This window comes from Pseudomonas sp. GW822-FHT07A10 (assembly GCF_058798795.1).
This window is the reverse complement of the sequence record NZ_JBXAKV010000026.1, coordinates 26061-46914: the sequence shown is the minus strand read 5'-3', so window position 1 is coordinate 46914 and position 20854 is coordinate 26061. Positions and strand designations below refer to the sequence as shown.

The 20854-nt window shown below is 58.9% G+C and carries 22 protein-coding genes; 9 read left to right on the top strand and 13 right to left on the bottom strand.

What is annotated here, in order from left to right; all coding sequences use genetic code 11:
• Positions 1 to 105: 105 nt before the first annotated feature.
• Positions 106 to 1305, bottom strand: coding sequence for a tyrosine--tRNA ligase (tyrS, locus tag AC1RL4_RS28505; RefSeq protein ID WP_019580757.1), 1200 nt, complete (start codon positions 1303 to 1305; stop codon positions 106 to 108).
• Positions 1306 to 1515: 210 nt separating this feature from the next.
• Between tyrS and AC1RL4_RS28500 the strand changes: the two genes are divergently transcribed.
• Together AC1RL4_RS28500 and AC1RL4_RS28495 are read left to right on the top strand one after the other, a co-directional pair.
• Positions 1516 to 2934, top strand: a complete 1419-nt coding sequence (locus AC1RL4_RS28500) for a peptidoglycan DD-metalloendopeptidase family protein (RefSeq protein ID WP_019650356.1) — start codon at positions 1516 to 1518, stop codon at positions 2932 to 2934.
• A 3-nt stretch (positions 2935 to 2937) separates the two neighbouring features.
• Positions 2938 to 4029: an anhydro-N-acetylmuramic acid kinase gene (locus tag AC1RL4_RS28495; protein WP_019580755.1), complete on the top strand. Its 1092-nt coding sequence runs from the start codon at positions 2938 to 2940 to the stop codon at positions 4027 to 4029.
• Between the two features lie 73 nt (positions 4030 to 4102).
• Here AC1RL4_RS28495 and erpA read toward each other — a convergent pair whose 3' ends face one another.
• Positions 4103 to 4453: an iron-sulfur cluster insertion protein ErpA gene (gene erpA, locus AC1RL4_RS28490; protein ID WP_007906865.1), complete on the bottom strand. Its 351-nt coding sequence runs from the start codon at positions 4451 to 4453 to the stop codon at positions 4103 to 4105.
• Between the two features lie 168 nt (positions 4454 to 4621).
• Positions 4622 to 5656 (bottom strand): N-acetyl-gamma-glutamyl-phosphate reductase, encoded by a 1035-nt coding sequence (argC, locus tag AC1RL4_RS28485; RefSeq protein WP_230175383.1) that lies wholly within the window; start codon positions 5654 to 5656, stop codon positions 4622 to 4624.
• Positions 5657 to 5791: 135 nt separating this feature from the next.
• On the opposite strand from argC, the gene hemJ reads away from it, so the two are divergent.
• From hemJ to coq7, 6 genes are all read left to right on the top strand, one after another.
• Positions 5792 to 6223, top strand: coding sequence for a protoporphyrinogen oxidase HemJ (gene hemJ, locus AC1RL4_RS28480; protein ID WP_204124728.1), 432 nt, complete (start codon positions 5792 to 5794; stop codon positions 6221 to 6223).
• Positions 6224 to 6256: 33 nt separating this feature from the next.
• Positions 6257 to 7225, top strand: a complete 969-nt coding sequence (locus AC1RL4_RS28475) for an NAD(P)H-dependent flavin oxidoreductase (RefSeq protein WP_019650353.1) — start codon at positions 6257 to 6259, stop codon at positions 7223 to 7225.
• Between the two features lie 91 nt (positions 7226 to 7316).
• Positions 7317 to 8276, top strand: coding sequence for a DUF805 domain-containing protein (locus AC1RL4_RS28470; RefSeq protein WP_028940284.1), 960 nt, complete (start codon positions 7317 to 7319; stop codon positions 8274 to 8276).
• A 62-nt stretch (positions 8277 to 8338) separates the two neighbouring features.
• Positions 8339 to 9127 carry an SDR family NAD(P)-dependent oxidoreductase gene (locus tag AC1RL4_RS28465; RefSeq protein ID WP_018928876.1) on the top strand — a complete coding sequence of 263 codons (789 nt, stop codon included), beginning with the start codon at positions 8339 to 8341 and terminating at the stop codon, positions 9125 to 9127.
• A gap of 80 nt (positions 9128 to 9207) precedes the next feature.
• The gene (locus tag AC1RL4_RS28460) at positions 9208 to 9546 is read left to right on the top strand and encodes a histidine triad nucleotide-binding protein (protein WP_007906873.1); all 339 of its coding nucleotides are present in this window, start codon (positions 9208 to 9210) and stop codon (positions 9544 to 9546) included.
• Between the two features lie 121 nt (positions 9547 to 9667).
• The gene (gene coq7 / locus AC1RL4_RS28455) at positions 9668 to 10315 is read left to right on the top strand and encodes a 2-polyprenyl-3-methyl-6-methoxy-1,4-benzoquinone monooxygenase (RefSeq protein ID WP_019580750.1); all 648 of its coding nucleotides are present in this window, start codon (positions 9668 to 9670) and stop codon (positions 10313 to 10315) included.
• Positions 10316 to 10408: 93 nt separating this feature from the next.
• Here the strand turns inward: coq7 and speD are convergent, their stop codons facing one another.
• A complete protein-coding gene (speD, locus tag AC1RL4_RS28450; RefSeq protein WP_018928874.1) occupies positions 10409 to 11203 on the bottom strand; it encodes an adenosylmethionine decarboxylase in 795 nt (264 codons plus the stop codon).
• A 238-nt stretch (positions 11204 to 11441) separates the two neighbouring features.
• Entirely contained in the window at positions 11442 to 11864 is a 423-nt protein-coding gene (locus tag AC1RL4_RS28445) for an OsmC family protein (RefSeq protein ID WP_007941657.1), read from the bottom strand.
• Positions 11865 to 12113: 249 nt separating this feature from the next.
• On the opposite strand from AC1RL4_RS28445, the gene crp reads away from it, so the two are divergent.
• Entirely contained in the window at positions 12114 to 12758 is a 645-nt protein-coding gene (gene crp, locus AC1RL4_RS28440; protein WP_018928873.1) for a cAMP-activated global transcriptional regulator CRP, read from the top strand.
• 26 nt (positions 12759 to 12784) lie between these two features.
• On the opposite strand, the gene AC1RL4_RS28435 is transcribed toward crp, so the two are convergent.
• The 8 genes from AC1RL4_RS28435 to AC1RL4_RS28400 all read right to left on the bottom strand — a co-directional run bounded on the left by AC1RL4_RS28435 (position 12785) and on the right by AC1RL4_RS28400 (position 20820).
• Complete coding sequence (locus AC1RL4_RS28435) at positions 12785 to 13486, bottom strand: lipoate--protein ligase family protein (RefSeq protein ID WP_028940283.1); 702 nt, start codon at positions 13484 to 13486, stop codon at positions 12785 to 12787.
• A 98-nt stretch (positions 13487 to 13584) separates the two neighbouring features.
• Complete coding sequence (gene trpC, locus AC1RL4_RS28430; RefSeq protein ID WP_018928871.1) at positions 13585 to 14421, bottom strand: indole-3-glycerol phosphate synthase TrpC; 837 nt, start codon at positions 14419 to 14421, stop codon at positions 13585 to 13587.
• On the bottom strand, positions 14418 to 15467 hold the full coding sequence (trpD, locus tag AC1RL4_RS28425; protein WP_018928870.1) for an anthranilate phosphoribosyltransferase: 1050 nt from the start codon (positions 15465 to 15467) through the stop codon (positions 14418 to 14420). The genes trpC and trpD overlap by 4 nt, the downstream gene beginning before the upstream one ends.
• A gap of 9 nt (positions 15468 to 15476) precedes the next feature.
• The gene (locus AC1RL4_RS28420) at positions 15477 to 16070 is read right to left on the bottom strand and encodes an aminodeoxychorismate/anthranilate synthase component II (protein ID WP_018928869.1); all 594 of its coding nucleotides are present in this window, start codon (positions 16068 to 16070) and stop codon (positions 15477 to 15479) included.
• 467 nt (positions 16071 to 16537) lie between these two features.
• Positions 16538 to 18019, bottom strand: coding sequence for an anthranilate synthase component I (trpE, locus tag AC1RL4_RS28415; protein WP_018928867.1), 1482 nt, complete (start codon positions 18017 to 18019; stop codon positions 16538 to 16540).
• A gap of 71 nt (positions 18020 to 18090) precedes the next feature.
• Positions 18091 to 18909, bottom strand: coding sequence for a phosphoglycolate phosphatase (locus AC1RL4_RS28410; protein ID WP_028940282.1), 819 nt, complete (start codon positions 18907 to 18909; stop codon positions 18091 to 18093).
• Positions 18906 to 19580 (bottom strand): ribulose-phosphate 3-epimerase, encoded by a 675-nt coding sequence (gene rpe, locus AC1RL4_RS28405; protein WP_007941649.1) that lies wholly within the window; start codon positions 19578 to 19580, stop codon positions 18906 to 18908. The genes AC1RL4_RS28410 and rpe overlap by 4 nt, the downstream gene beginning before the upstream one ends.
• 91 nt (positions 19581 to 19671) lie before the next feature.
• A complete protein-coding gene (locus tag AC1RL4_RS28400) occupies positions 19672 to 20820 on the bottom strand; it encodes an iron-containing alcohol dehydrogenase (protein WP_019580746.1) in 1149 nt (382 codons plus the stop codon).
• Positions 20821 to 20854 lie beyond the last annotated feature (34 nt).

The following is a 20854-nucleotide window of genomic DNA, read 5'->3' as shown; positions in this document are numbered from 1 at the left end:
AACTGCGTAACTCGTTGTTTAACAAGGAGTTTTCCGTTTCGACTGCGCCGGAAGTGGGGCGAATTATAGACGTCCAGAATCTGCCGTCAACCCCTGATTTCAGCTTTATTCGGATTTGAGCGTAATACGCGCAAATGCCTTCTTCCCAGCCTGGCAAACGTGGGTCGCGCCCAGCGCGTATATAAAGGTGCGATCGACAACTTCACCATCTATACGCACACCACCGGAACCTAAAAGATCACGTGCCACGGCAGAGTTCTTCACCAGGCCCGCCTTATTAAGGACAGCAGCAATCGGCATATCTTCGGTAGCGATCAATTCGATCTCTGGCAAATCATCCGGCAGCTCGCCGTCTTTCATACGGTTGCCCGCCGCACGGTGAGCATTGGCCGCTGCCTCTTCACCATGGAAACGCGCAACGATCTCTTCGGCCAACTTAATCTTGATGTCACGCGGATTCGCGCCCGCCTCGACGTCAGCCCGCAAAGCATCGATCTCTTCCATGGAGCGGAAGCTGAGCAGTTCGAAGTAGCGCCACATCAGCACATCAGGAATAGAGACCAGCTTGCCGTACATGACACCCGGCGCCTCCTGGATACCGACATAGTTGCCCAACGACTTGGACATCTTCTTCACGCCATCCAGCCCTTCGAGCAACGGCATGGTCAGAATGCATTGAGCCTCCTGACCATAACCACGCTGCAGCTCACGCCCCATCAGCAGGTTGAACTTCTGATCGGTACCGCCCAGCTCGACATCCGCGCGCAAAGCGACCGAGTCGTAACCCTGAACCAGCGGATAAAGGAACTCATGAATGGCGATTGGCTGATTGGTCGTGTAGCGCTTGTCGAAGTCGTCGCGCTCGAGCATGCGTGCCACGGTGTATTGCGAAGTCAGACGTATGAAGTCAGCCGGCCCCATCTGATCCATCCAGGTGGAATTGAACGCCACTTCGGTTTTGGCCGGATCAAGAATCTTGAAGACCTGAGTCTTGTAGGTCTCGGCATTCTCGAGAACCTGTTCACGAGTGAGCGGTGGACGTGTCGCGCTCTTGCCACTCGGATCACCGATCATCCCGGTGAAGTCACCAATAAGAAAGATCACCTGATGGCCCAAATCCTGGAACTGGCGCAGCTTATTAATAAGCACGGTGTGACCCAGGTGCAAATCCGGCGCGGTCGGATCGAAGCCTGCCTTAATACGTAGCGGCTGGCCACGCTTGAGCTTTTCGATCAGCTCGGACTCGACCAACAGTTCTTCTGCACCACGCTTGATCAGCGCTAGCTGCTCTTCAACCGACTTCATAACAGACCTGCAAGACTCGAATTCAAAGGGGACCAACCATACAAGATCGGGCGTCAAATACAAGTTTTGCCCGGCGCACGGACGCCAATCCACGGACAGAGCGTCCGCAGGCTTGCTTCAGAGATGATTTGGTTATATTTTATACAGTTATTTCGTCTTCATCATGTCATTCATCTTTTCCAATTCATTTTTTCAAAGTCAAAATTACTTATGACCAAAGAATCGTCTAAAGCGCCACCGCTTTACCCGAAGACCCACCTGCTCGCAGCAAGCGGTATCGCCGCCCTTCTGAGCCTGGCGCTTCTGGTATTTCCTTCCAGTGATGTTGAAGCCAAAAAGACGACCCTGAGTCTTGAACTGGAAAGCCCTGTAGAACAACTGACACAAGATCAAGACGCCGCCGACGTCGTCCAAGCCACAAATGAGCCGGCAGCCTCCCCTTTCGCGCAGATCGAAAACAGCGCCGAAAACACCCAGGAAGCCGCCCAGGCCGCCCCCGCGCCAGTCGTCGAAGAAAAGAAGGCGCCAGGCCACAGGGAAGTGATCGTTGCCAAAGGCGACACCCTCTCGACATTGTTTGAGAAAGTCGGCCTTCCGGCCACTTCGGTGCATGAAGTGCTGGCCAGCGACAAGCAGGCCAAGCAGTTCAGCCAGCTCAAACATGGCCAGAAGCTCGAGTTCGAACTCGGCCCGAACGGCCAACTGACCAATTTGCACAGCAAAGTCAGCGACACGGAAAGCATCAGCCTGACCAAGAACGACAAGGGTTATACATTCAACCGCATTACCGCCAAGCCCACTGTTCGCACCGCCTACGTACATGGCGTGATCAACAGTTCGCTGTCGCAATCCGCAGCCCGTGCCGGTTTGTCCCATAGCCTGACCATGGATATGGCCAGCGTATTTGGCTATGACGTCGACTTCGCCCAGGATATTCGCCAAGGTGACGAGTTCGATGTGATCTATGAACAGAAAGTCGTCAACGGTAAAGCCGTCGGTAACGGTCCCATTCTTTCCGCGCGCTTCACCAACCGTGGCAAGACTTACACCGCTGTGCGCTACACCAACAAACAAGGCAACAGCAGCTACTACACGGCTGACGGCAACAGCATGCGCAAGGCGTTCATCCGTACTCCGGTAGACTTCGCCCGCATCAGCTCGAAATTCTCCATGGGCCGCAAGCACCCGATCCTGAACAAGATCCGCGCCCACAAGGGTGTCGATTACGCAGCACCGCGCGGCACACCGATCAAGGCTGCCGGCGACGGCCAGGTATTGTTGGCCGGTCGCCGCGGCGGTTACGGCAATACCGTGATTATCCAGCACGGCAGTACTTACCGTACGCTGTACGGCCACATGCAGGGCTTCGCCAAAGGCATCAAGACTGGCGGCAGCGTCAAGCAAGGTCAGGTGATCGGCTACATCGGCACCACCGGCCTCTCCACCGGCCCGCACCTGCACTACGAGTTCCAGGTCAATGGTGTGCACGTCGACCCGCTGGGTCAGAAGGTAGCGATGGCCGATCCGATCTCCAAAGCTGAACGCTCACGCTTCCTTGCGCAAAGCCAACCGCTGATGGCGCGCATGGACCAAGAGAAAGCCACCCTGTTGGCTTCGAGCAAACGCTAAGCCATGGCGCTCTATATAGGTGTGATGTCCGGGACCAGCCTTGATGGCCTGGACATTGCGCTGATCGAGCAAGCCCCGGCGATCAAGCTGATCGCCACGCATTACATCCCCATGCCCGAATCCCTGCGCGCCGAGCTGCTTGGCTTGTGCGCCAGCGGTCCGGACGAGATTGCCCGCTCCGCCATTGCCCAGCAAAACTGGGTGAAACTGGCCGCACAGGGCATTCACACCCTCCTCGACCAACAAAACCTCAAGCCCGGCGACATTCGCGCGATTGGCAGCCACGGCCAGACCATTCGCCACGAACCGGCACGCGGGTTCACAGTGCAGATCGGCAACCCTGCGCTGCTCACCGAGCTGACTGGCATCACCGTGGTCAGCGATTTCCGCAGCCGCGACGTAGCCGCTGGCGGACAAGGCGCCCCATTGGTTCCAGCCTTTCACGAAGCCTTGTTTGAACAGCAGCCCGGTAACCGCGCGGTGCTGAACGTCGGCGGGTTCAGTAACCTCAGCCTGATCGAACCCGGCAAGCCTGTCGCGGGTTTTGACTGCGGTCCGGGGAACGTCCTGCTGGATGCCTGGATTCACCGGCAACGCGGCGACAACTTCGATCGCGATGGCCAATGGGCCGCCAGCGGCAAGGTTGAACCGGCTCTGTTGAATGAGCTGCTCAGTGATCCGTTCTTTGTAACTCAAGGCCCGAAGAGCACTGGCCGCGAAGTGTTCAATCTGCCATGGCTGATGCAGCATCTGTCACAGCTGCCAACCTTCGCAGCCGAAAACGTACAGGCCACACTGCTTGAGTTGACCGCCCTGACCATCGTCGAGTCATTGCAAAGCGCTCAATCGGATACCCAGGAGCTGCTGGTCTGCGGCGGCGGAGCACACAACGCCACGTTGATGAAACGGTTGGCCAGCCTGTTGCCGAACGCGAAAGTCAGCAGCACTGCCGCTTATGGTGTAGACCCGGACTGGGTTGAAGCCATGGCCTTTGCCTGGCTGGCTCATTGCTGCCTGGAAGGTATCGCGACCAACCGCCCAAGCGTCACCGGCGCCCGTGGCCTGCGCATTCTCGGCGCCATCTACCCCGCCTGAACCTTAACCCCAGACAGCAAAACGCCGCAGAGTCCTGAGACCCTGCGGCGCTTGTTGATGCGGTGAGTTGCGATCAGATCGAGAACGAAGAGCCGCAGCCACACGTGGTGGTGGCGTTCGGGTTTTTGATCACGAAACGCGAACCTTCCAGACCTTCCTGGTAATCCACCTCGGCACCTGCCAGGTACTGGAAGCTCATCGGATCGACCACCAGGCTGACGCCTTCGCGCTCGACAATGGTGTCGTCATCGGCCACTTCTTCATCGAAGGTGAAGCCGTACTGAAACCCTGAACAACCGCCGCCCGTAACGAATACGCGCAGCTTCAAGCGATCATTCCCCTCTTCATCGACCAGGCTCTTCACCTTGTGCGCAGCACCGTGGGTGAATTGCAAAGCCGTGGGGGTGAAGGATTCGACGCTCATGCTGACTATCTCCCGGCGTTACGCCGCCATAATGCGTGATGACGCGCATTATCCGCTTCTCCCAGAAAATCGGTCAACTATTGTTACGGTATATCAATCAACCCAATTGTCAGACCAGAATGCAAAAAGGCCCGTTCAACGGGCCTTTTTGCTGCGCGGGATAAAGCCTTACGGCAGCATGCCCGCATGGAAAAGGCCCAGGCGCTCATCCAGACCGAAGAGGATATTCAGGTTCTGCACAGCCTGACCCGACGCGCCTTTGACCAGATTGTCGATGACCGACAACACCACCACCAGATCACCATCCTGCGGACGATGCACGGCGATACGGCAAACGTTGGCACCTCGCACGCTGCGGGTTTCCGGATGGCTGCCGGCTGGCATTACGTCGACGAACGGTTCGTTGGCATAACGCTTTTCGAACAGAGCCTGCAGATCCACCGAGCGGTCCACGACAGTCGCGTAGAGCGTCGAATGAATACCGCGAATCATCGGCGTCAGGTGCGGAACGAACGTCAGGCCAACGTCCTTGCCCGCGGCACGACGCAGCCCCTGACGGATTTCCGGTAAGTGACGGTGACCTTTTACGGCGTAGGCCTTCATGCTTTCCGACGTCTCGGAGTACAGCGAACCTACGGAAGCGCCACGACCGGCACCACTGACACCGGATTTGCAGTCCGCAATCAAGCGTGTGGTATCGGCCAGACCGGCTTCGAGCAATGGCAGGAAACCCAATTGCGTCGCGGTCGGGTAGCAACCCGGTACAGCAATCAGGCGTGCCTGCTTGATCTGCTCGCGATTGACTTCCGGCAAGCCGTAGACCGCCTCATCCAGCAGTTCCGGCGCACCGTGCGGCTGGCCGTACCACTTGGCCCATTCATCGGCGTCTTGCAAACGGAAGTCTGCCGACAGGTCGATAACCTTGGTGCCGGCAGCCAGCAATTCACCCGCCAGGGCATGGGCGACACCGTGCGGCGTGGCGAAGAACACTACATCGCAAGCCCCGAGGGTCTTGATGTCCGGAACGCTGAACGCCAGGCCGTCGTAATGGCCTCGCAGGTTCGGGTACATGTCGGCCACGGCCAGGCCGGCCTCGGATCGGGAAGTGATCACCACCACTTCTGCCTGCGGATGCTGTGCCAACAGACGCAGCAGTTCGACACCGGTGTAACCCGTGCCGCCGACGATACCGACCTTGACCATAAACCTGCCCTCAACGAACCCACTGGAAAGCCGTCGATAATAGGGGCCGCGCGGCCCTGCGACAACCGTCAAGGTGACGTGCGGGCGCTCTACCCCCTACTATCTTCACTACCGTGAACCTGGGAATAACCAAAAATGCTTTATCTGTGGCTCAAAGCGCTTCACATCATCAGCATGGTCTGCTGGTTTGCCGGCCTGTTTTACCTGCCGCGCCTGTTCGTCTATCACGCGCAAAGCGAAGACACCGTCAGCAAGGAACGCTTCAGCATCATGGAGCGCAAGCTGTACCGGGGTATCATGGGGCCAGCGATGATCGCCACCCTGGTCTTCGGTATCTGGCTGATCAGCCTCAACCCGAGCGCCTATTTCGGCCAGGGCGCGTGGATGCACGCCAAGCTGACCCTGGTGGTGATCCTGATCGGCTACCACCACATGTGCGGCGCACAGGTAAAACGTTTTGCCCGTGACGAAAACACCCGCAGCCATGTCTTTTATCGCTGGTTCAATGAAGTGCCGGTTCTGATATTGCTGGCTATCGTAATTCTGGTCGTCGTCCGGCCGTTTTAAATCCAACAGGCACACTCACTCGGGGTACTACCAATGTCGCTGCCCGCTCTGCTCGAACAACGCTTGCGACTGCCGGTAGTGGCGGCGCCGATGTTCCTGATCTCCAACCCCGAGCTGGTGCTCGCCTGCTGCCGTAATGGCGTGGTGGGCAGTTTCCCTGCGCTGAATCAGCGTGAAAGCAGCGGTTTCAAGGCCTGGCTGGAAGAAATCGAAGCAGGGTTGGCGACACTGGAAAACCCTGCCCCTTACGCGGTGAACCTGATCGTTCACCACAGCAATCCGCGATTGCAGGCGGACCTGGCGATCTGCATCGAACACAAAGTACCGATCGTGATCACCAGCCTCGGCGCCGTGAAGGAAGTGGTCGATGCCGTGCACAGCTACGGTGGCCTGGTGTTTCACGACGTGACGACCCGTCGACACGCAGAAAAAGCCGCCGAAGCCGGTGTCGACGGTTTGATTGCCGTTGCCGCGGGGGCCGGTGGTCACGCCGGGACCTGGAGCCCGTTCTCGCTTATCGCCGAGATCCGCCAGTTTTTCGACAAGACCCTGCTGCTGGCTGGCTGCCTGAACCATGGCCACGAGATTCTTGCTGCGCAATTGCTCGGTGCGGATCTGGCCTACTTCGGTACGCGATTTATCGGCACCACCGAAAGTCATGCGCCTGACGCCTACAAGGAGATGCTCCTGACTGCCAGAGCCGCGGACATCGTCCATACTCCAGCGGTGTCTGGGGTTCCGGCAAGCTTCATGCGTCAGAGCCTGGAGGCCGCCGGGTTCGACATGGCGGCGCTGCAAAGCAAGGGCGAGGTGGACTTCGGTTCCAAGCTCAAACCCTTGAACGATGAAGCCAAAGCCTGGAAAACCGTGTGGTCTGCGGGCCAGGGTGTCGGGGAAATCGAGGATCTGCCGAGTGTCGACCAACTGGTCGAACGTCTCGGCACCGAATACCGTAAGGCGCTGGAACTGGCGGCAGCACTGCCCAAGCGCTGGCCGCGCTGACAGGAAAGTTTGGCCTGCCCAACCCGGCCGGCCTTAAACTCCCCCTTGTTACACTTTCCATTACAACTCTCGCGACAAGGATGCCTCGGCCATGAGCGAAAACCGTTTCAAGATCGTCTTCGATGGTGCTTTGCTGCCCGGTGTTGATGCCACCACCGCCAAGCTCAATCTCGCCGAGCTGTTCAAAAGCGACGTCGCAGCTATTGAACGCCTGTTCAGTGGCCGGATGGTTGCGCTCAAACGCGACCTGTCACATGCCGATGCGCAAACTTATCTTCAGGCGCTGACGAAAACCGGCATCGATGCCCGAATCGAAGCCGAACCCTCGATCGAGCTGAACCTGTCCGACGTTCACACCAACCCATCGCCATCGGCAGAGCCTGAGTCCCCCTACGCTCCACCGCGCGCCACCGTCGGCGAAGCGCTGCCGGAGTTCGCCACACTCAAGGCATTCAGTTTCAGTGGCCGCATCGGCCGACTGCGCTTTCTGGCCTGGACAATGGCTCTGACGCTGGTGACGTTGGGCATTGGCTCGGTGTTGGCCATTTTCGGCTTCGGCCTCATCAGCACCAACTCGACTGCCGGCCTGATTGTCGCGGGTCTGCTGGCCGTTATTCTGATCGTGATACTCGCGTTCATCAGCATTCAGTTCAGTGTGCAGCGCCTGCACGATATCGGCTGGTCTGGCTGGCTCTGGCTGTTGAACCTTGTGCCGTTCGTGGGGGGCGCTTTCCCGTTCGTGATAATGATCGTGCCGGGTAACAACACTGCCAATCGATATGGCGCACCGCCGCCGCCCAACAGCAACGCAGTCAGGGTACTGGCTTCATTGTGGCTGGTGTTTATTGCGATCATGTTCGTTGGCGGGCTGACCGGAGGTCTCACGGCAATTCAGGATGAGTATGAAAGCGCCACTGATAGCGCCTATCAAAGTAGCTCTGTGACCACCGATGAAGTCGAAGCTGCGCCCGTCGAAGTCGACTCGGCAGCAGATTCAACCGACGATGCAGCCGAAGCGGCCCAGCCCCCTGTAGACTCTGCAAAAGAATGAACAGCGCTCCCCGCCCGTGACACCTGCGTCGCTGGCGCGGAGCTGTTGCGATGGAGAACTGCATGACCCGTTACGCTCTGATCACTGGCGCTTCCAGCGGCATCGGCCTGGCGATGGCCGAAGCGCTCGCCCGGCGCGGCCGCAGCCTGTTGCTGGTGGCCCGACAGCGTGATCAGCTGGAAAGTATTGCGATTGAACTGACTCAACGTTTCGGCGTGGAAGTGTTGTTTCGTGCCTGTGACCTGGGAGAACCGTTGCGCCTGTCCGGATTTCTGCTGGAGCTGGAGGAAGGTGAGCGGCAAATCGATCTGCTGGTCAACTGCGCCGGCATCGGTACCTGTGGCCCATTCCTGGCCCAGGACTGGATGACCGAGCAGGATCTGATCGAAGTGAACATCCTGGCCCTCACTCGCCTGTGTCATGCCATCGGTAACAGCATGGCCTTGCAGGGCGGCGGGCAGATTCTGAACGTCGCCTCGGTTGCGGCGTTCCATCCCGGCCCCTGGATGAGCACTTATTACGCCAGCAAGGCTTATGTGCTGAATTTTTCCGAAGGCTTGCGCGTCGAACTGAAAAAATGCGCGGTCAAGGTGTCAGTGCTCTGCCCCGGCCCGACCCGCACGGCGTTTTTTCGGACCGCGCAACTGAACACCGACAAGCTGGGCGAGAGCAAACTGCTGATGAGCCCAGAGGAAGTCGCGCTCTATACCGTGCGCGCCCTGGAGAAAAATCGCGCCATTATCATCCCCGGTCGCCTGAATCGCTGGTTCGCCTTCCTGCCACGGCTCGGCTCGCGCTGGCTGACCCGGACAATCGCGGGCATGGTCAATAAGGCGTACTGCCCTCGCTGACCAGCCTTCAAGGTAAAAAACTGGGCTCAGGCAGGGCCCATGCGTACACTCAAGCCAGCCAAACAACGGAGAAAACAGCTGTGGATACTCTGTTCACCAAGATCATCAACCGGGAAATCCCGGCGAAGATCATTTACGAGGACGACCAGGTACTGGCCTTCCACGACATCGCGCCACAGGCCCCGGTGCATTTCCTGGTGGTCCCGAAGAAACCGGTGCGCACCCTTAACGACCTCACCGAGGACGATAAGGCTCTGGCCGGGCATATTCTGTTCACCGCGCAGCGTCTGGCTCTGGAACTGGGCTGTGAAGAAGGTTTCCGGGTGGTCATGAACTGCAATGAATTGGGCGGGCAGACCGTTTATCACATTCATATGCACGTGCTGGGTCAGCGCCAGATGCACTGGCCTCCGGGCTGATTGCAAGCAGTACCGGTTTATGTGGCGAGGGCGCTTGCTCCCTCACCACAGATGACCCAGCGCAAACCCTCCCCGGCCGATTGGGTTAAACTGGCCGCCGAGATTCTTCCCGGAGGTCAGCATGACTACCCAACGTCACTACTCGCCAATTGACCGTCTTCTGCTGCAAGCCGATGCCGCGATGCGTACTTTGCTGCCCTTCAGTGGTCAGCCCTACCGTCCGTCGCCTGCCATCGTGCAGCCGGATGCGCAAATGAGCGACGAGGACACCCGGCACGTCGCCGGTTTGATGCGCATCAACCATACCGGCGAAGTCTGTGCCCAGGCGCTGTATCAAGGTCAAGCCCTGACCGCCAAGTTGCCGCAAGTGCGCGCTGCCATGGAACATGCCGCCGAAGAAGAAATCGATCATCTGGTCTGGTGCGAACAGCGCATCCACCAGTTGGGCAGCCACACCAGCATTCTCAATCCGCTGTTCTATGGAATGTCGTTCGGGATTGGCGCGGTGGCCGGGTTGATTAGCGACAAAGTCAGCCTGGGTTTCGTTGCCGCCACCGAGCATCAGGTTTGCAAACACCTGAACGAACACCTTGAACAACTGCCCGCCGAGGACGAAAAATCCCGGGCGATCCTTGAGCAGATGCGCATTGATGAAGAACATCACGCCGAAAGTGCGCTGGATGCTGGAGGGTTCCGCTTTCCTGCACCGGTGAAGTTCGGGATGAGTCTGCTGGCCAAGGTGATGACTAAGAGTACCTATCGGATCTGATAATTGAGTTGTTTGGTCGGGCCTCTTCGCGGACAACAGCAATAAAAAAGGCGACTACCTTGCGGTAGTCGCCTTTTTTTGTACTCGGAAATCTCAGCTCGGCATGTTGCGCGCGTAGAAGATTTCGAGCATTTCGTGTTTCACACGCTCAGTCACCTGGGCACGCTGCTCAGAAGACAGGTTGCTGGTGGCGTCGCCGAACAGGTAGTTATCCAGTTCGAAGTTCTTCAGCAGCATTTTGGTGTGGAACAGGTTTTCCTGATACACGTTCACGTCGGTCATCTGGTACGCGTCGCGAGTGTCTTCGGAGAGGTAGTTCTGGATCGAATTGATCTCGTGGTCGATGAAGTGCTTCTTGCCTTCAACGTCACGGGTGAAGCCGCGTACGCGGTAATCCACAGTCACGATATCCGAATCGAACTGGTGAATCAGAAAGTTGAGCGCCTTGAGCGGTGAAATGACGCCACAGGTCGACACGTCGATGTCCACACGGAACGTCGCGATACCGTCCACCGGATGGATTTCCGGGTAGGTGTGCACCGTGATGTGGCTCTTGTCGAGGTGGGCCAGGATGATTTCGGGCAACGGGCCCGGAGACTCTTCAATCTGACTGTCGGTGGGGGTTACCGGCTCTTCAGAGATCAGAATCGTGACGCTGGCGCCCTGGGGTTCATAGTCCTGACTGGCAATGTTCAGGATATTGGCACCAATGATATCGACAACTTCTGTGAGGATCTGCGTCAGGCGCTTGGCGTTGTACTCTTTATTGATGTACTCGACGTAAGCCTGCTGGTCTTGCGGGGTTTCCGCGTAGCAGATGTCATAGATGTTGAAGCTCAAGGTCTTTGTCAGGTTATTGAACCCGTGGAGCTTGAGTTTGCTTTTCACCGTTAAAAACTCTCTATGTATTGCGGGCTGGCCGCGTGATCAAGCATGCCCGTCAGATGCGAACGACGCACCTGCGTAGGACGGTTAACACCTCTTCGCGATGGCGATTTTGGTTGTCTGTTCAGGCAAGCGACCTGTCGGGTGACCGATCACTGCCCTGAAAAAAGTGGCGCATTATGCAGACGTCAGCTATGGATCACCAGAGTCTGCACCGCTTTTATGATAGTTGAATGTCGATTCAACCGAGCTCGATAATCTCGTAGTCGTGGGTAATCGCCACGCCAGCCGCGCCGAGCATGATCGAGGCCGAGCAGTACTTCTCGGCCGACAGCTCGATGGCGCGCTTGACCTGGGCTTCTTTCAGCCCGCGGCCCTTGACCACGAAGTGCATGTGGATCTTGGTAAACACCTTCGGATCTTCGGTCGCACGCTCGGCTTCGAGGAAGGCTTCGCAGCTTTCGACGGCCTGACGCGACTTCTTGAGGATGCTGACCACATCGAAATTGCTGCAACCGCCAACACCCAGCAGGAGCATTTCCATCGGCCGGACACCCAGGTTACGACCGCCGGCATCGGGCGGACCGTCCATGACCACGACATGACCGCTGCCGGATTCACCGAGGAACATGGCTTCGCCTGCCCATTGGATGCGTGCCTTCATCGCCAAGACTCCACTGTATAAAAAAGGGTCGCCAGCTTAGCACAGGGCCCTTGATTGGCAGCGCTTCGCCTTCCTAGGACATAACCGTATGCGTCGTAGGTAAATTCTCGAATCTTGAAGGAATGTGTCTGTTAAGCTGACGCCAATTCACTGGCGCTTAGCCAGCTTTGTAGCGAACAAAAAACTCAGGCTTCACCAGCCCCCCCTACAAAAAACAAACACACCGTGCAGTCTTTTCGGGATACAACCATGGTTGCTATTACCCCCATATCCAAAATCAAGAACCTCGACAAACTGTTGATGCACTGCCAGCGCCGTCGCTATGCCGCCAAGAGCAACATCATTTGTGCCGGCGACCGCTCGGACACGTTGTTCTTCATCATCAAGGGTTCGGTGACCATCCTGATCGAGGATGACGACGGCCGTGAAATGATCATTGCCTACCTCAACTCCGGCGACTTCTTCGGCGAATTGGGTCTGTTTGAGCAAGCCGGGCTGGAACAGGAACGCAGTGCCTGGGTGCGCGCCAAAGTCGAGTGCGAAGTCGCGGAAATCAGCTACGCGAAATTCCGCGAGTTGTCTCAACAGGATCCAGACATTCTTTACGTGCTCAGCGGACAAATCGCACAACGCCTGCGCAATACCACTCGCAAGGTCGGCGACCTGGCGTTCTTCGACGTAACCGGCCGCGTGGCGCGCTGCCTGCTGGAGCTGTGCAAGCAGCCAGACGCCATGACCCACCCGGATGGCATGCAGATCAAGGTGACCCGCCAGGAGATCGGCCGGATTGTCGGTTGTTCCCGTGAGATGGTCGGACGCGTGCTCAAGGATCTGGAAGAACGCAACCTGGTCGACGTCAAAGGCAAGACCATGGTGGTCTTCGGTACGCGCTAGGCTCTGAAAACGGAAGCCTGGAACACTTAAGCCCCGAGCACTTCTGCCAGCATTTGGCGATACAACGCATCGAGCTGTTCCAGTGCATCAGGAGCGGCAAATTTTTCATGCAGGGCAATGTGGCTTTCTGCGCGAACCCGCTGCTCCAGACCGCAGGCTTCGTTGAAACGATTGACCGCCGCGACCATTGACTCTCGCTCGTTATCGATCAGCATCGCCCCGTGCACCAGCCCGACCGGACGCTGACCGCCCTTGCTCTGCCGCCAGCGCTGAGCGGTACCGACCATCTTGCGACCATCGAGGTTGACGTTGAAACGGCCGTCGCAGAACGCGCCCTCAATTTCGCCCAGGGACGACACACCGCCCATCTCGTCAAGCAGCTGGCAAATCGGGTCACAGAGTCGCCGATAGGCGGTTTCGATCCGGTTCTGGTCACCCTCGCTACGCGGTGGCGCGTAGACCAGCGCGATGTTGAGGGTCGATGCCGATTGCGGCACCGGCTCGCCGCCAGTTTCGCGCAGCAGTACCGGCCAACCGGCAGCGGCTGATATCTCACTCGCCGCCTCGAAACCCGGCAAGCGATTCAAGCGGCGCGGCATGACCAATGCCCGATCTGTGGGTTGCCAGAACAGCAAGCCGAACTCCGAATCACCGGCGCACACATGGGCCAATAGGTCCTGTTCGGCGAGCAGGCCGGCTTCGATGGTCAGAGAGGTTGGCTGGGACATGGATGACTCCGTAAGACATGAAGTCTTTGGGGTGCTTGATGACCTCTTCGCGGGCAAACCCGCTCCCACAGGGGATCGGGTTGCCTGCGAAAATGTGTTCAGTCGAGCGTAGAGCCGCTCACTGGAACACCGCGCTCAGGAAAGAACAGGCGCTGCAGTTCAGTACCCGGGCTTTCGGCGCGCATGAACGCTTCGCCGACCAGGAACGCATACACGTCGCTGATTTCCATCAGCTCGACATCGGCGCGGTTAAGAATGCCACTCTCGGTGACCACCAGACGATTGCGCGGAATACGCGGCAACAGGTCGAGGGTGGTTTCCAGGCTGACCTCGAAGGTGTGCAGGTTGCGGTTGTTCACGCCCACCAGCGGCGTGTCGAGGGTTTTCAAGGCCCGCTCCAGCTCGTCGCCATCGTGGACTTCCACCAGCACATCGAGACCGACACTTTTGGCCACGGCCGCCAGCTCGGCCATTTTCACGTCATCCAGTGCGGAGACGATCAACAGCACGCAATCAGCGCCCAGGGCGCGGGACTCGATGATCTGGTACGGATCGATCATGAAGTCTTTACGGATCACCGGCAGTTTGCACGCCGCCCGGGCTTGTTGCAGATACGCATCCGCACCCTGGAAATAATCGATGTCGGTGAGCACCGACAGGCAAGTAGCCCCGCCCTTCTCGTAACTCCTGGCAATGTCCGCAGGCACGAAGTTCTCGCGAATCACACCCTTGCTTGGCGAAGCTTTCTTGATTTCAGCAATCACCGCCGGCTGTTTCTTCTTGGCCTGATCGATCAATGCCTTGGCGAAACCACGGGGTGCATCGGCCGCCTTGGCCAGGTTTTCCAGCTCTGCCAGGCTCACACGAGCGCTACGCTCGGCGACTTCCTGGACTTTGCGGGCCAGAATTTTTTCCAGAACCGTCGGTACACTCATCCCTCATTCTCCACTTTGAATACCGCGGTAAATGCACCCAACTCCTCAAGTTTTTCCCGAGCGAGGCCTGTGTGCAGCGCATCGTGCGCCAGGGCAACGCCTTCTTTCAAACTGCTGGCATGGTCGGCGGCGTACAGCGCGGCGCCGGCATTGAGCACGATCATCTCGGCGGCTTTCTGACCGTTCTCGGTCTTGCGCTTGCCCAAGGCATCGCGAATCAGTTCCAGGGAAGCCGCCGGGCTTTCCACCGACAGACCGTGCAGGCTCTGGCTCTTCATGCCGAGGTCTTCGGGCTCGACCCAATACTCGGTGATCTGGTCATTCTTCAACTCCGCGACAAAGGTCGGTGCCGCCAGGCTGAACTCGTCCAGGCCATCCTTGGAGTGCACCACCAGCACGTGTTTACTGCCCAAGCGCTGCAAGACTTCGGCCAATGGTCGGCACAACGCCTGACTGAATACACCCACCACCTGATGTTTCACGCCGGCCGGATTCGTAAGCGGGCCGAGCATGTTGAACAAGGTGCGCAAGCCCAGCTCGCGGCGCGGGCCGGCGGCGTGCTTCATAGCGCTGTGATGGGTCTGGGCAAACATGAAACCGATACCGACGTTGTCGATGCAGCGTGCAACCTGAACCGGGGTCAGGTTCAGGTAGATACCCGCTGCTTCCAGCAAATCGGCGCTGCCGCTTTTGCCCGACACTGCACGGTTACCGTGCTTGGCCACGGTGCAACCAGCCGCTGCGACCACGAATGAGGAAGCAGTCGAGACGTTGAAGATATTGGCCCCGTCGCCGCCGGTGCCGACCACATCGACCACGCCGTCGAGGGTGTTGAGTTCGACCTTGTCCGCCAACTCGCGCATCGCCGTCACGGCGCCGACGATCTCGTCGATGCTTTCGCTCTTCATGCGCATGGCCATCATGAACGCGCCGATCTGCGCATCCGTGCATTGCCCAGTCATGATTTCGCGCATGACATCACGCATTTCATCGGTACTGAGGTCGAGGTGGCCGACGATACGGCTCAGGGCTGTCTTGATATCCATGGAAAGTCCTTAGCGCGTGCCGCCAGTTTGTTTGAGGAAGTTGGCGAACAGCTCGTGCCCCTGTTCGGTGAGGATAGACTCGGGGTGGAATTGCACACCCTCGATGTTCAGCGTCTTGTGACGCAGGCCCATGATCTCATCCACCGAGCCGTCTTCGAGCTGGGTCCAGGCAGTCAGCTCCAGGCAATCGGGCAGGGTTTCGCGCTTGACGATCAGCGAATGGTAGCGGGTGACCGTCAACGGGCGATTCAGACCTTCGAATACGCCCTTGTCCTCGTGAAATACCGGGCTGGTCTTTCCGTGCATGACCTGACGGGCACGGACCACATCGCCGCCAAACGCCTGGCCGATGGATTGGTGACCCAGGCAAACGCCGAGAATCGGCAGCTTGCCGGCGAAGTATTTGATCGCTTCGATGGAAATACCGGCTTCGGTCGGGGTGCAAGGACCGGGAGACACGACGATGCGCTCAGGCTTGAGGGCTTCGATTTCGGCAATGGTGAGTTCATCGTTGCGCACGACTTTGACCTCGGAGCCTAGCTCGCCGAGGTATTGCACAACGTTGTAAGTAAAAGAGTCGTAGTTATCGATCATCAGCAACATGGCGTTAAGAACCTCTTGAATTCACTGACTTTTAATACGGCCTTCGAATGATTTACCCGCAGTGCGCTGCGCTTTGACGGGTGCTGGAGTGGCGCCAGCAAAGCGGCATTTCGTACAGGTAAAGAAGGCAAAGCGGTACAGGTCCGGCCAGGCCGGCAGAAAAGATTCAGGCGCGCCAACGCCAACGGGCGTGTGCCTTGATGACTTGATCCAGGAGTTTGCTGACGATCAACACGGGAAAGGTCTCATTCATACGTCTGGGCACAGTAACGTAGCTGGGCAGAGCGTGCAATATGGCCGGAGCGACAGCTCGCGAAACAATCGAAGGGTTAGCGACAGATGGCAAAAGGCTGGAAGTTCTTTGGCGGTGTCGAGAGCGGCCGAAGCACAAGATCAAAAGATTAAAAGGGGAATGACAGGCATAAAAAAACGCGGCGCCCTCGCAGGCGCCGCGTTTTCTATGTGGATCAGTTTTCCGGGGTTTGTTCGGCCAGGGCCACGGCGCGGAACATCGCGCGACGCTTGTTCAGGGTCTCTTCCCATTCCAGCGCCGGTACCGAGTCGGCGACGATGCCGCCACCGGCCTGCACATGCAGTTCACCGTTCTTGATCACGGCGGTGCGAATCGCAATCGCGGTGTCCATGTTGCCGTTCCAGGCGAAGTAACCGACTGCGCCGCCGTAGACACCCCGCTTGACCGGCTCCAGTTCGTCGATGATTTCCATCGCGCGAATCTTCGGTGCGCCGGACAAGGTGCCGGCCGGCAGGATCGCCCGTAGTGCGTCCATCGCTGTCAGCCCGGCCTTCAATTGGCCGGTGACGTTGGACACGATGTGCATCACGTTGGAATAACGCTCGATGACCATCTTCTCGGTGAGCTTCACCGAACCGATTTCCGAGACGCGCCCAGTATCGTTGCGGCCCAGATCGATCAGCATCAAGTGCTCGGCGATTTCCTTGTCGTCCGACAGCAGGTCTTTTTCCAGCGCCAGGTCCGCCTCTTCGTTGGCCCCGCGTGGGCGAGTGCCGGCAATCGGGCGCACGGTGATCAGGTTGTCTTCGACCCGCACCAGCACTTCCGGCGAACTGCCGACGACGTGGAAGTCGCCGAAGTTGAAGAAGTACATATACGGCGTCGGGTTGAAGCAACGCAGCGCCCGGTACAGATCGATAGGCGCAGCCTTGAAGTCGATCGACATGCGCTGGGACGGCACGACCTGCATGCAGTCACCGGCCAGGATGTATTCCTTGATGGTGTCGACGGCTTTCTCGTAATCGTCCTGGGTGAAACTCGAACGGAACACCGGATCGGCCGATTGCTGCTTGCTGAAATCCAGGCCACGGCGTGGCGTGATCGGCTGACGGAGTTGTTCCAGCAGCGCTTGCAGGCGCGCCTGACCTTGTTCGAAAGCATCTTCCTGCGACGGATCGGCCAGGACAATCGCGTGCATCTTGCCGGCGAGGTTGTCGAACACCACCACTGCATCGGAGACCATCAGCAGAATGTCCGGCACGCCCAGTGGATCCGGATTCGGGCATTTGCCCAGACGCTTCTCCACATAACGCACACAGTCGTAACCGAAGTAACCCACCAGACCGCCGTTGAAACGCGGCAGACCGGCGATGGTCGGCACGTTATAGCGCGCCTTGAAGGCTTCGACGAAGGCCAGTGGGTCTTCAACGTCGTGGCTTTCGATCTCGACGCCATCGTGGGTCACGCTGACGTGGTGGTCGTGAACCCGCAATACGGTGCGGCACGGCAGGCCGATGATCGAGTAGCGGCCCCACTTCTCGCCGCCCTGCACCGACTCCAGCAGATAGGAGTTCGGCTCGTCGGCCAGTTTCAGGTAGATCGACAGCGGCGTGTCGAAGTCGGCCAGGGTTTCGCAGGCAAGCGGGATGCGGTTGTAGCCGGCAGCGGCCAAACGCAGGAATTCTTCGCGGATCATGGAGTAGCCTCGTGGCTTGAGGGTCTAACGGTCAGGTATGCAAACGCGCCGGATAGCCGGCCAGGAACAAGTCAGGCGCGCCAACGCCAGCGGGCCAGGGCCTTGATGACTTTCATCCAGAGTTTGCGAGTGACCACCACGATGGCGTTTCCAGCAGGGGGTTGAACAGCGTCGGGCAACGTTATCTCAGCGGCCGGATCCAGGCAACCGGGAATTAGTTTGCGCAGATCATCGATCACCAGCGCCGGCGACTCTTCGGCAATCGGCCGGCCATGGTTATAGCCGTAACTGAGCCCCACGCATTTGACCCCCGCCGCTTTCGCCGCCAGCACATCGCTACGCGAGTCGCCGACGAACAATGATTGCGACGCCGGAATGTTGGCCATTTTCATCACAAAAAACAGCGCAGCCGGATCAGGTTTCTGTTGTGGCAGGGTGTCGCCACCGATGATCCATTTGAAGTAACGGCCGATCTTCATCTGATCCAGCAACGGCGCGACGAAGCGCTCCGGCTTGTTGGTGATCAGCGCCATCGCCACGCCCTGCTTGTGCAGCCATTTCAGGGTGTCGCGCACACCGGGATAGACCACGGTCAGCTCATGCCCCTCACCGTAGGCTTCCATGAAAATCTGCAGTGCACCTTCGGCTTCGCCGTCATCGACCGACGAATGATCGATGCCGCCGGCCAGTGCACGGCGCACCAGCACCGGCGCGCCGTTGCCGACCCACTCACGCACCGGTTCGATGCCGACCGGGTCACGCCCGAGTTTGAGCAGCATGTTATCCACAGCCGCTGCGAGGTCAGGGACCGAATCGACCAGCGTGCCATCCAGATCGAACATCACCAGCCGCGGCAGACGCCCCGGGAACAGCTGCTCAAAACCGCTCATGGGCGAGCCAGCGCCAGTTCGGAGCGCATTTTTTCAATCACTTCCTGGTAGTTCGGCGCATTGAAGATCGCCGAGCCGGCCACGAAAGTGTCGGCACCGGCAGCGGCGATTTCGCGAATGTTGTTCACGTTCACCCCGCCGTCGATTTCCAGGCGAATGTCACGCCCGGAAGCATCGATCAGCGCCCGAGCCTCACGCAGCTTGTCGAGGGTGGCTGGAATGAACTTCTGCCCGCCGAAGCCCGGGTTGACGCTCATCAGCAGGATCATGTCGACCTTGTCCATCACGTACTTGAGCACGTCCAGCGGGGTCGCCGGGTTGAACACCAGGCCCGCCTTGCAGCCGCCTTCGCGGATCAGTTGCAGGGAACGGTCGACGTGCAGCGTGGCTTCCGGGTGGAAGGTGATGTAGGTCGCACCGGCTTCGATGAAGTCACCGACGATGCGGTCCACCGGGCTAACCATCAGGTGCGCGTCGATCGGCGCGGTCACGCCGTACTTGCGCAGCGCGGAGCAGACCATCGGGCCGATGGTCAGGTTCGGCACGTAGTGGTTGTCCATGACATCGAAGTGCACGAAGTCGGCGCCGGCGGCCAGGACGTTGTCCACTTCCTCGCCCAGGCGGGCGAAGTCGGCGGAGAGAATCGACGGAGCAATAACGAAGGGCTGCATGACGCACCTTTTCTGAGCAGAATCACGATGGCGCGCATTGTATACCTCATGCTTTGACGCGCGCACCGTGCTGCGATGATTGGGGCAAGTCCTAATAGGCCGCTCGGTAAATCTTCTCGATATCGGTGGCGCTCAACTTGCGCGGATTGTTGCGCATCAGGCGTTCGGTGCCGGCGGCTTCCACGGCCATGGCCGGGATCGCCTCCTCGGGTACCCCGAAACTGCGCAGACCTCGCGGGATCTCCACGGCGGCGCACAGCTCGGTCATCGCCTCCACGGCTTTGTCCGCCGCCTCACTGGCGCTCAGATGAGCGGTCTTCACCCCCATGGCTTCGGCAATATCCTGCATGCGTTCCACACAGGCCATCTTGTTCCAGGTCATGACATACGGCAGCAGCAAGGCATTGCTGACACCATGGGCAATGTTGAAACGCCCACCCAGCGGATACGCCAGCGCATGCACCGCACCGACCCCGGCATTTCCGAACGCCATGCCGGCCATCAGGCTGGCAGTGGCCATGTCTTCGCGGGCTTGCAGGTGGGCGGGATTGGCGTAAGCCTTGGGCAGCGCCTTGGTAATCAGTTTGATCGCGCCAATGGCCAAGGCATCGGTGATGGGCGAGGCGTTGAGCGACAGGTAGGACTCGATGGCGTGCACCAGCGCATCGACGCCACTGGCGGCGGTGACACTGCGCGGGCAGGTCAGGGTCATTTGCGGGCTGACCAGCGCCACGTCCGGCAACAGGTAATCGCTGATGATGCCCATCTTCAGCTGCGCGACCTTGTCGGAGAGGATGGCCACGTTGGTCACTTCCGAACCGGTGCCAGCGGTGGTCGGGATGGCGATCAGCGGCGGGCCTTTGCGCGGCACCTGATCGATGCCGAACAAATCCTCCAGCGCACCGTGATAACCGGCATAGGCGGCAACACTCTTGGCGATATCGATGGCACTGCCGCCGCCGAGGCCGATCAGCCCGTCATGCCCACCCTCACGGTAAACCCGCATGCAATCTTCGACGATGGCGATTTCCGGGTCCGGCAACACCCGGTCGAAAATCTCATAACTGCGCTCGCCCAGCTGCGCCAGCGCCAGCTCCACCGTGCCGGACTTGACCAGCGCGGCATCGGTGACGATCAGCGGGTTGTCGATGTCCAGACGTGTGAGCTCGGCCGCCAGTTGCTCGATGGCACCTGCGCCGGTGATCAGTTTGTGAGCGATTTTGAAAGAGGAAAGACTCATGTGCGCAGCCTCTTATAGATAGGGGAGCTGGGCA

Bases quoted from the DNA above. Each gene is read 5' to 3' on its own strand.
- tyrS (WP_019580757.1), bottom strand. From the start codon at position 1,305: ATGAAGTCGGTTGAAGAGCAGCTAGCGCTGATCAAGCGTGGTGCAGAA.
- AC1RL4_RS28500 (WP_019650356.1), top strand. From the start codon at position 1,516: ATGACCAAAGAATCGTCTAAAGCGCCACCGCTTTACCCGAAGACCCAC.
- AC1RL4_RS28495 (WP_019580755.1), top strand. From the start codon at position 2,938: ATGGCGCTCTATATAGGTGTGATGTCCGGGACCAGCCTTGATGGCCTG.
- erpA (WP_007906865.1), bottom strand. From the start codon at position 4,453: ATGAGCGTCGAATCCTTCACCCCCACGGCTTTGCAATTCACCCACGGT.
- argC (WP_230175383.1), bottom strand. From the start codon at position 5,656: ATGGTCAAGGTCGGTATCGTCGGCGGCACGGGTTACACCGGTGTCGAA.
- hemJ (WP_204124728.1), top strand. From the start codon at position 5,792: ATGCTTTATCTGTGGCTCAAAGCGCTTCACATCATCAGCATGGTCTGC.
- AC1RL4_RS28475 (WP_019650353.1), top strand. From the start codon at position 6,257: ATGTCGCTGCCCGCTCTGCTCGAACAACGCTTGCGACTGCCGGTAGTG.
- AC1RL4_RS28470 (WP_028940284.1), top strand. From the start codon at position 7,317: ATGAGCGAAAACCGTTTCAAGATCGTCTTCGATGGTGCTTTGCTGCCC.
- AC1RL4_RS28465 (WP_018928876.1), top strand. From the start codon at position 8,339: ATGACCCGTTACGCTCTGATCACTGGCGCTTCCAGCGGCATCGGCCTG.
- coq7 (WP_019580750.1), top strand. From the start codon at position 9,668: ATGACTACCCAACGTCACTACTCGCCAATTGACCGTCTTCTGCTGCAA.
- AC1RL4_RS28445 (WP_007941657.1), bottom strand. From the start codon at position 11,864: ATGAAGGCACGCATCCAATGGGCAGGCGAAGCCATGTTCCTCGGTGAA.
- crp (WP_018928873.1), top strand. From the start codon at position 12,114: ATGGTTGCTATTACCCCCATATCCAAAATCAAGAACCTCGACAAACTG.
- AC1RL4_RS28435 (WP_028940283.1), bottom strand. From the start codon at position 13,486: ATGTCCCAGCCAACCTCTCTGACCATCGAAGCCGGCCTGCTCGCCGAA.
- trpC (WP_018928871.1), bottom strand. From the start codon at position 14,421: ATGAGTGTACCGACGGTTCTGGAAAAAATTCTGGCCCGCAAAGTCCAG.
- trpD (WP_018928870.1), bottom strand. From the start codon at position 15,467: ATGGATATCAAGACAGCCCTGAGCCGTATCGTCGGCCACCTCGACCTC.
- AC1RL4_RS28420 (WP_018928869.1), bottom strand. From the start codon at position 16,070: ATGTTGCTGATGATCGATAACTACGACTCTTTTACTTACAACGTTGTG.
- trpE (WP_018928867.1), bottom strand. From the start codon at position 18,019: ATGATCCGCGAAGAATTCCTGCGTTTGGCCGCTGCCGGCTACAACCGC.
- AC1RL4_RS28410 (WP_028940282.1), bottom strand. From the start codon at position 18,909: ATGAGCGGTTTTGAGCAGCTGTTCCCGGGGCGTCTGCCGCGGCTGGTG.
- rpe (WP_007941649.1), bottom strand. From the start codon at position 19,580: ATGCAGCCCTTCGTTATTGCTCCGTCGATTCTCTCCGCCGACTTCGCC.
- AC1RL4_RS28400 (WP_019580746.1), bottom strand. From the start codon at position 20,820: ATGAGTCTTTCCTCTTTCAAAATCGCTCACAAACTGATCACCGGCGCA.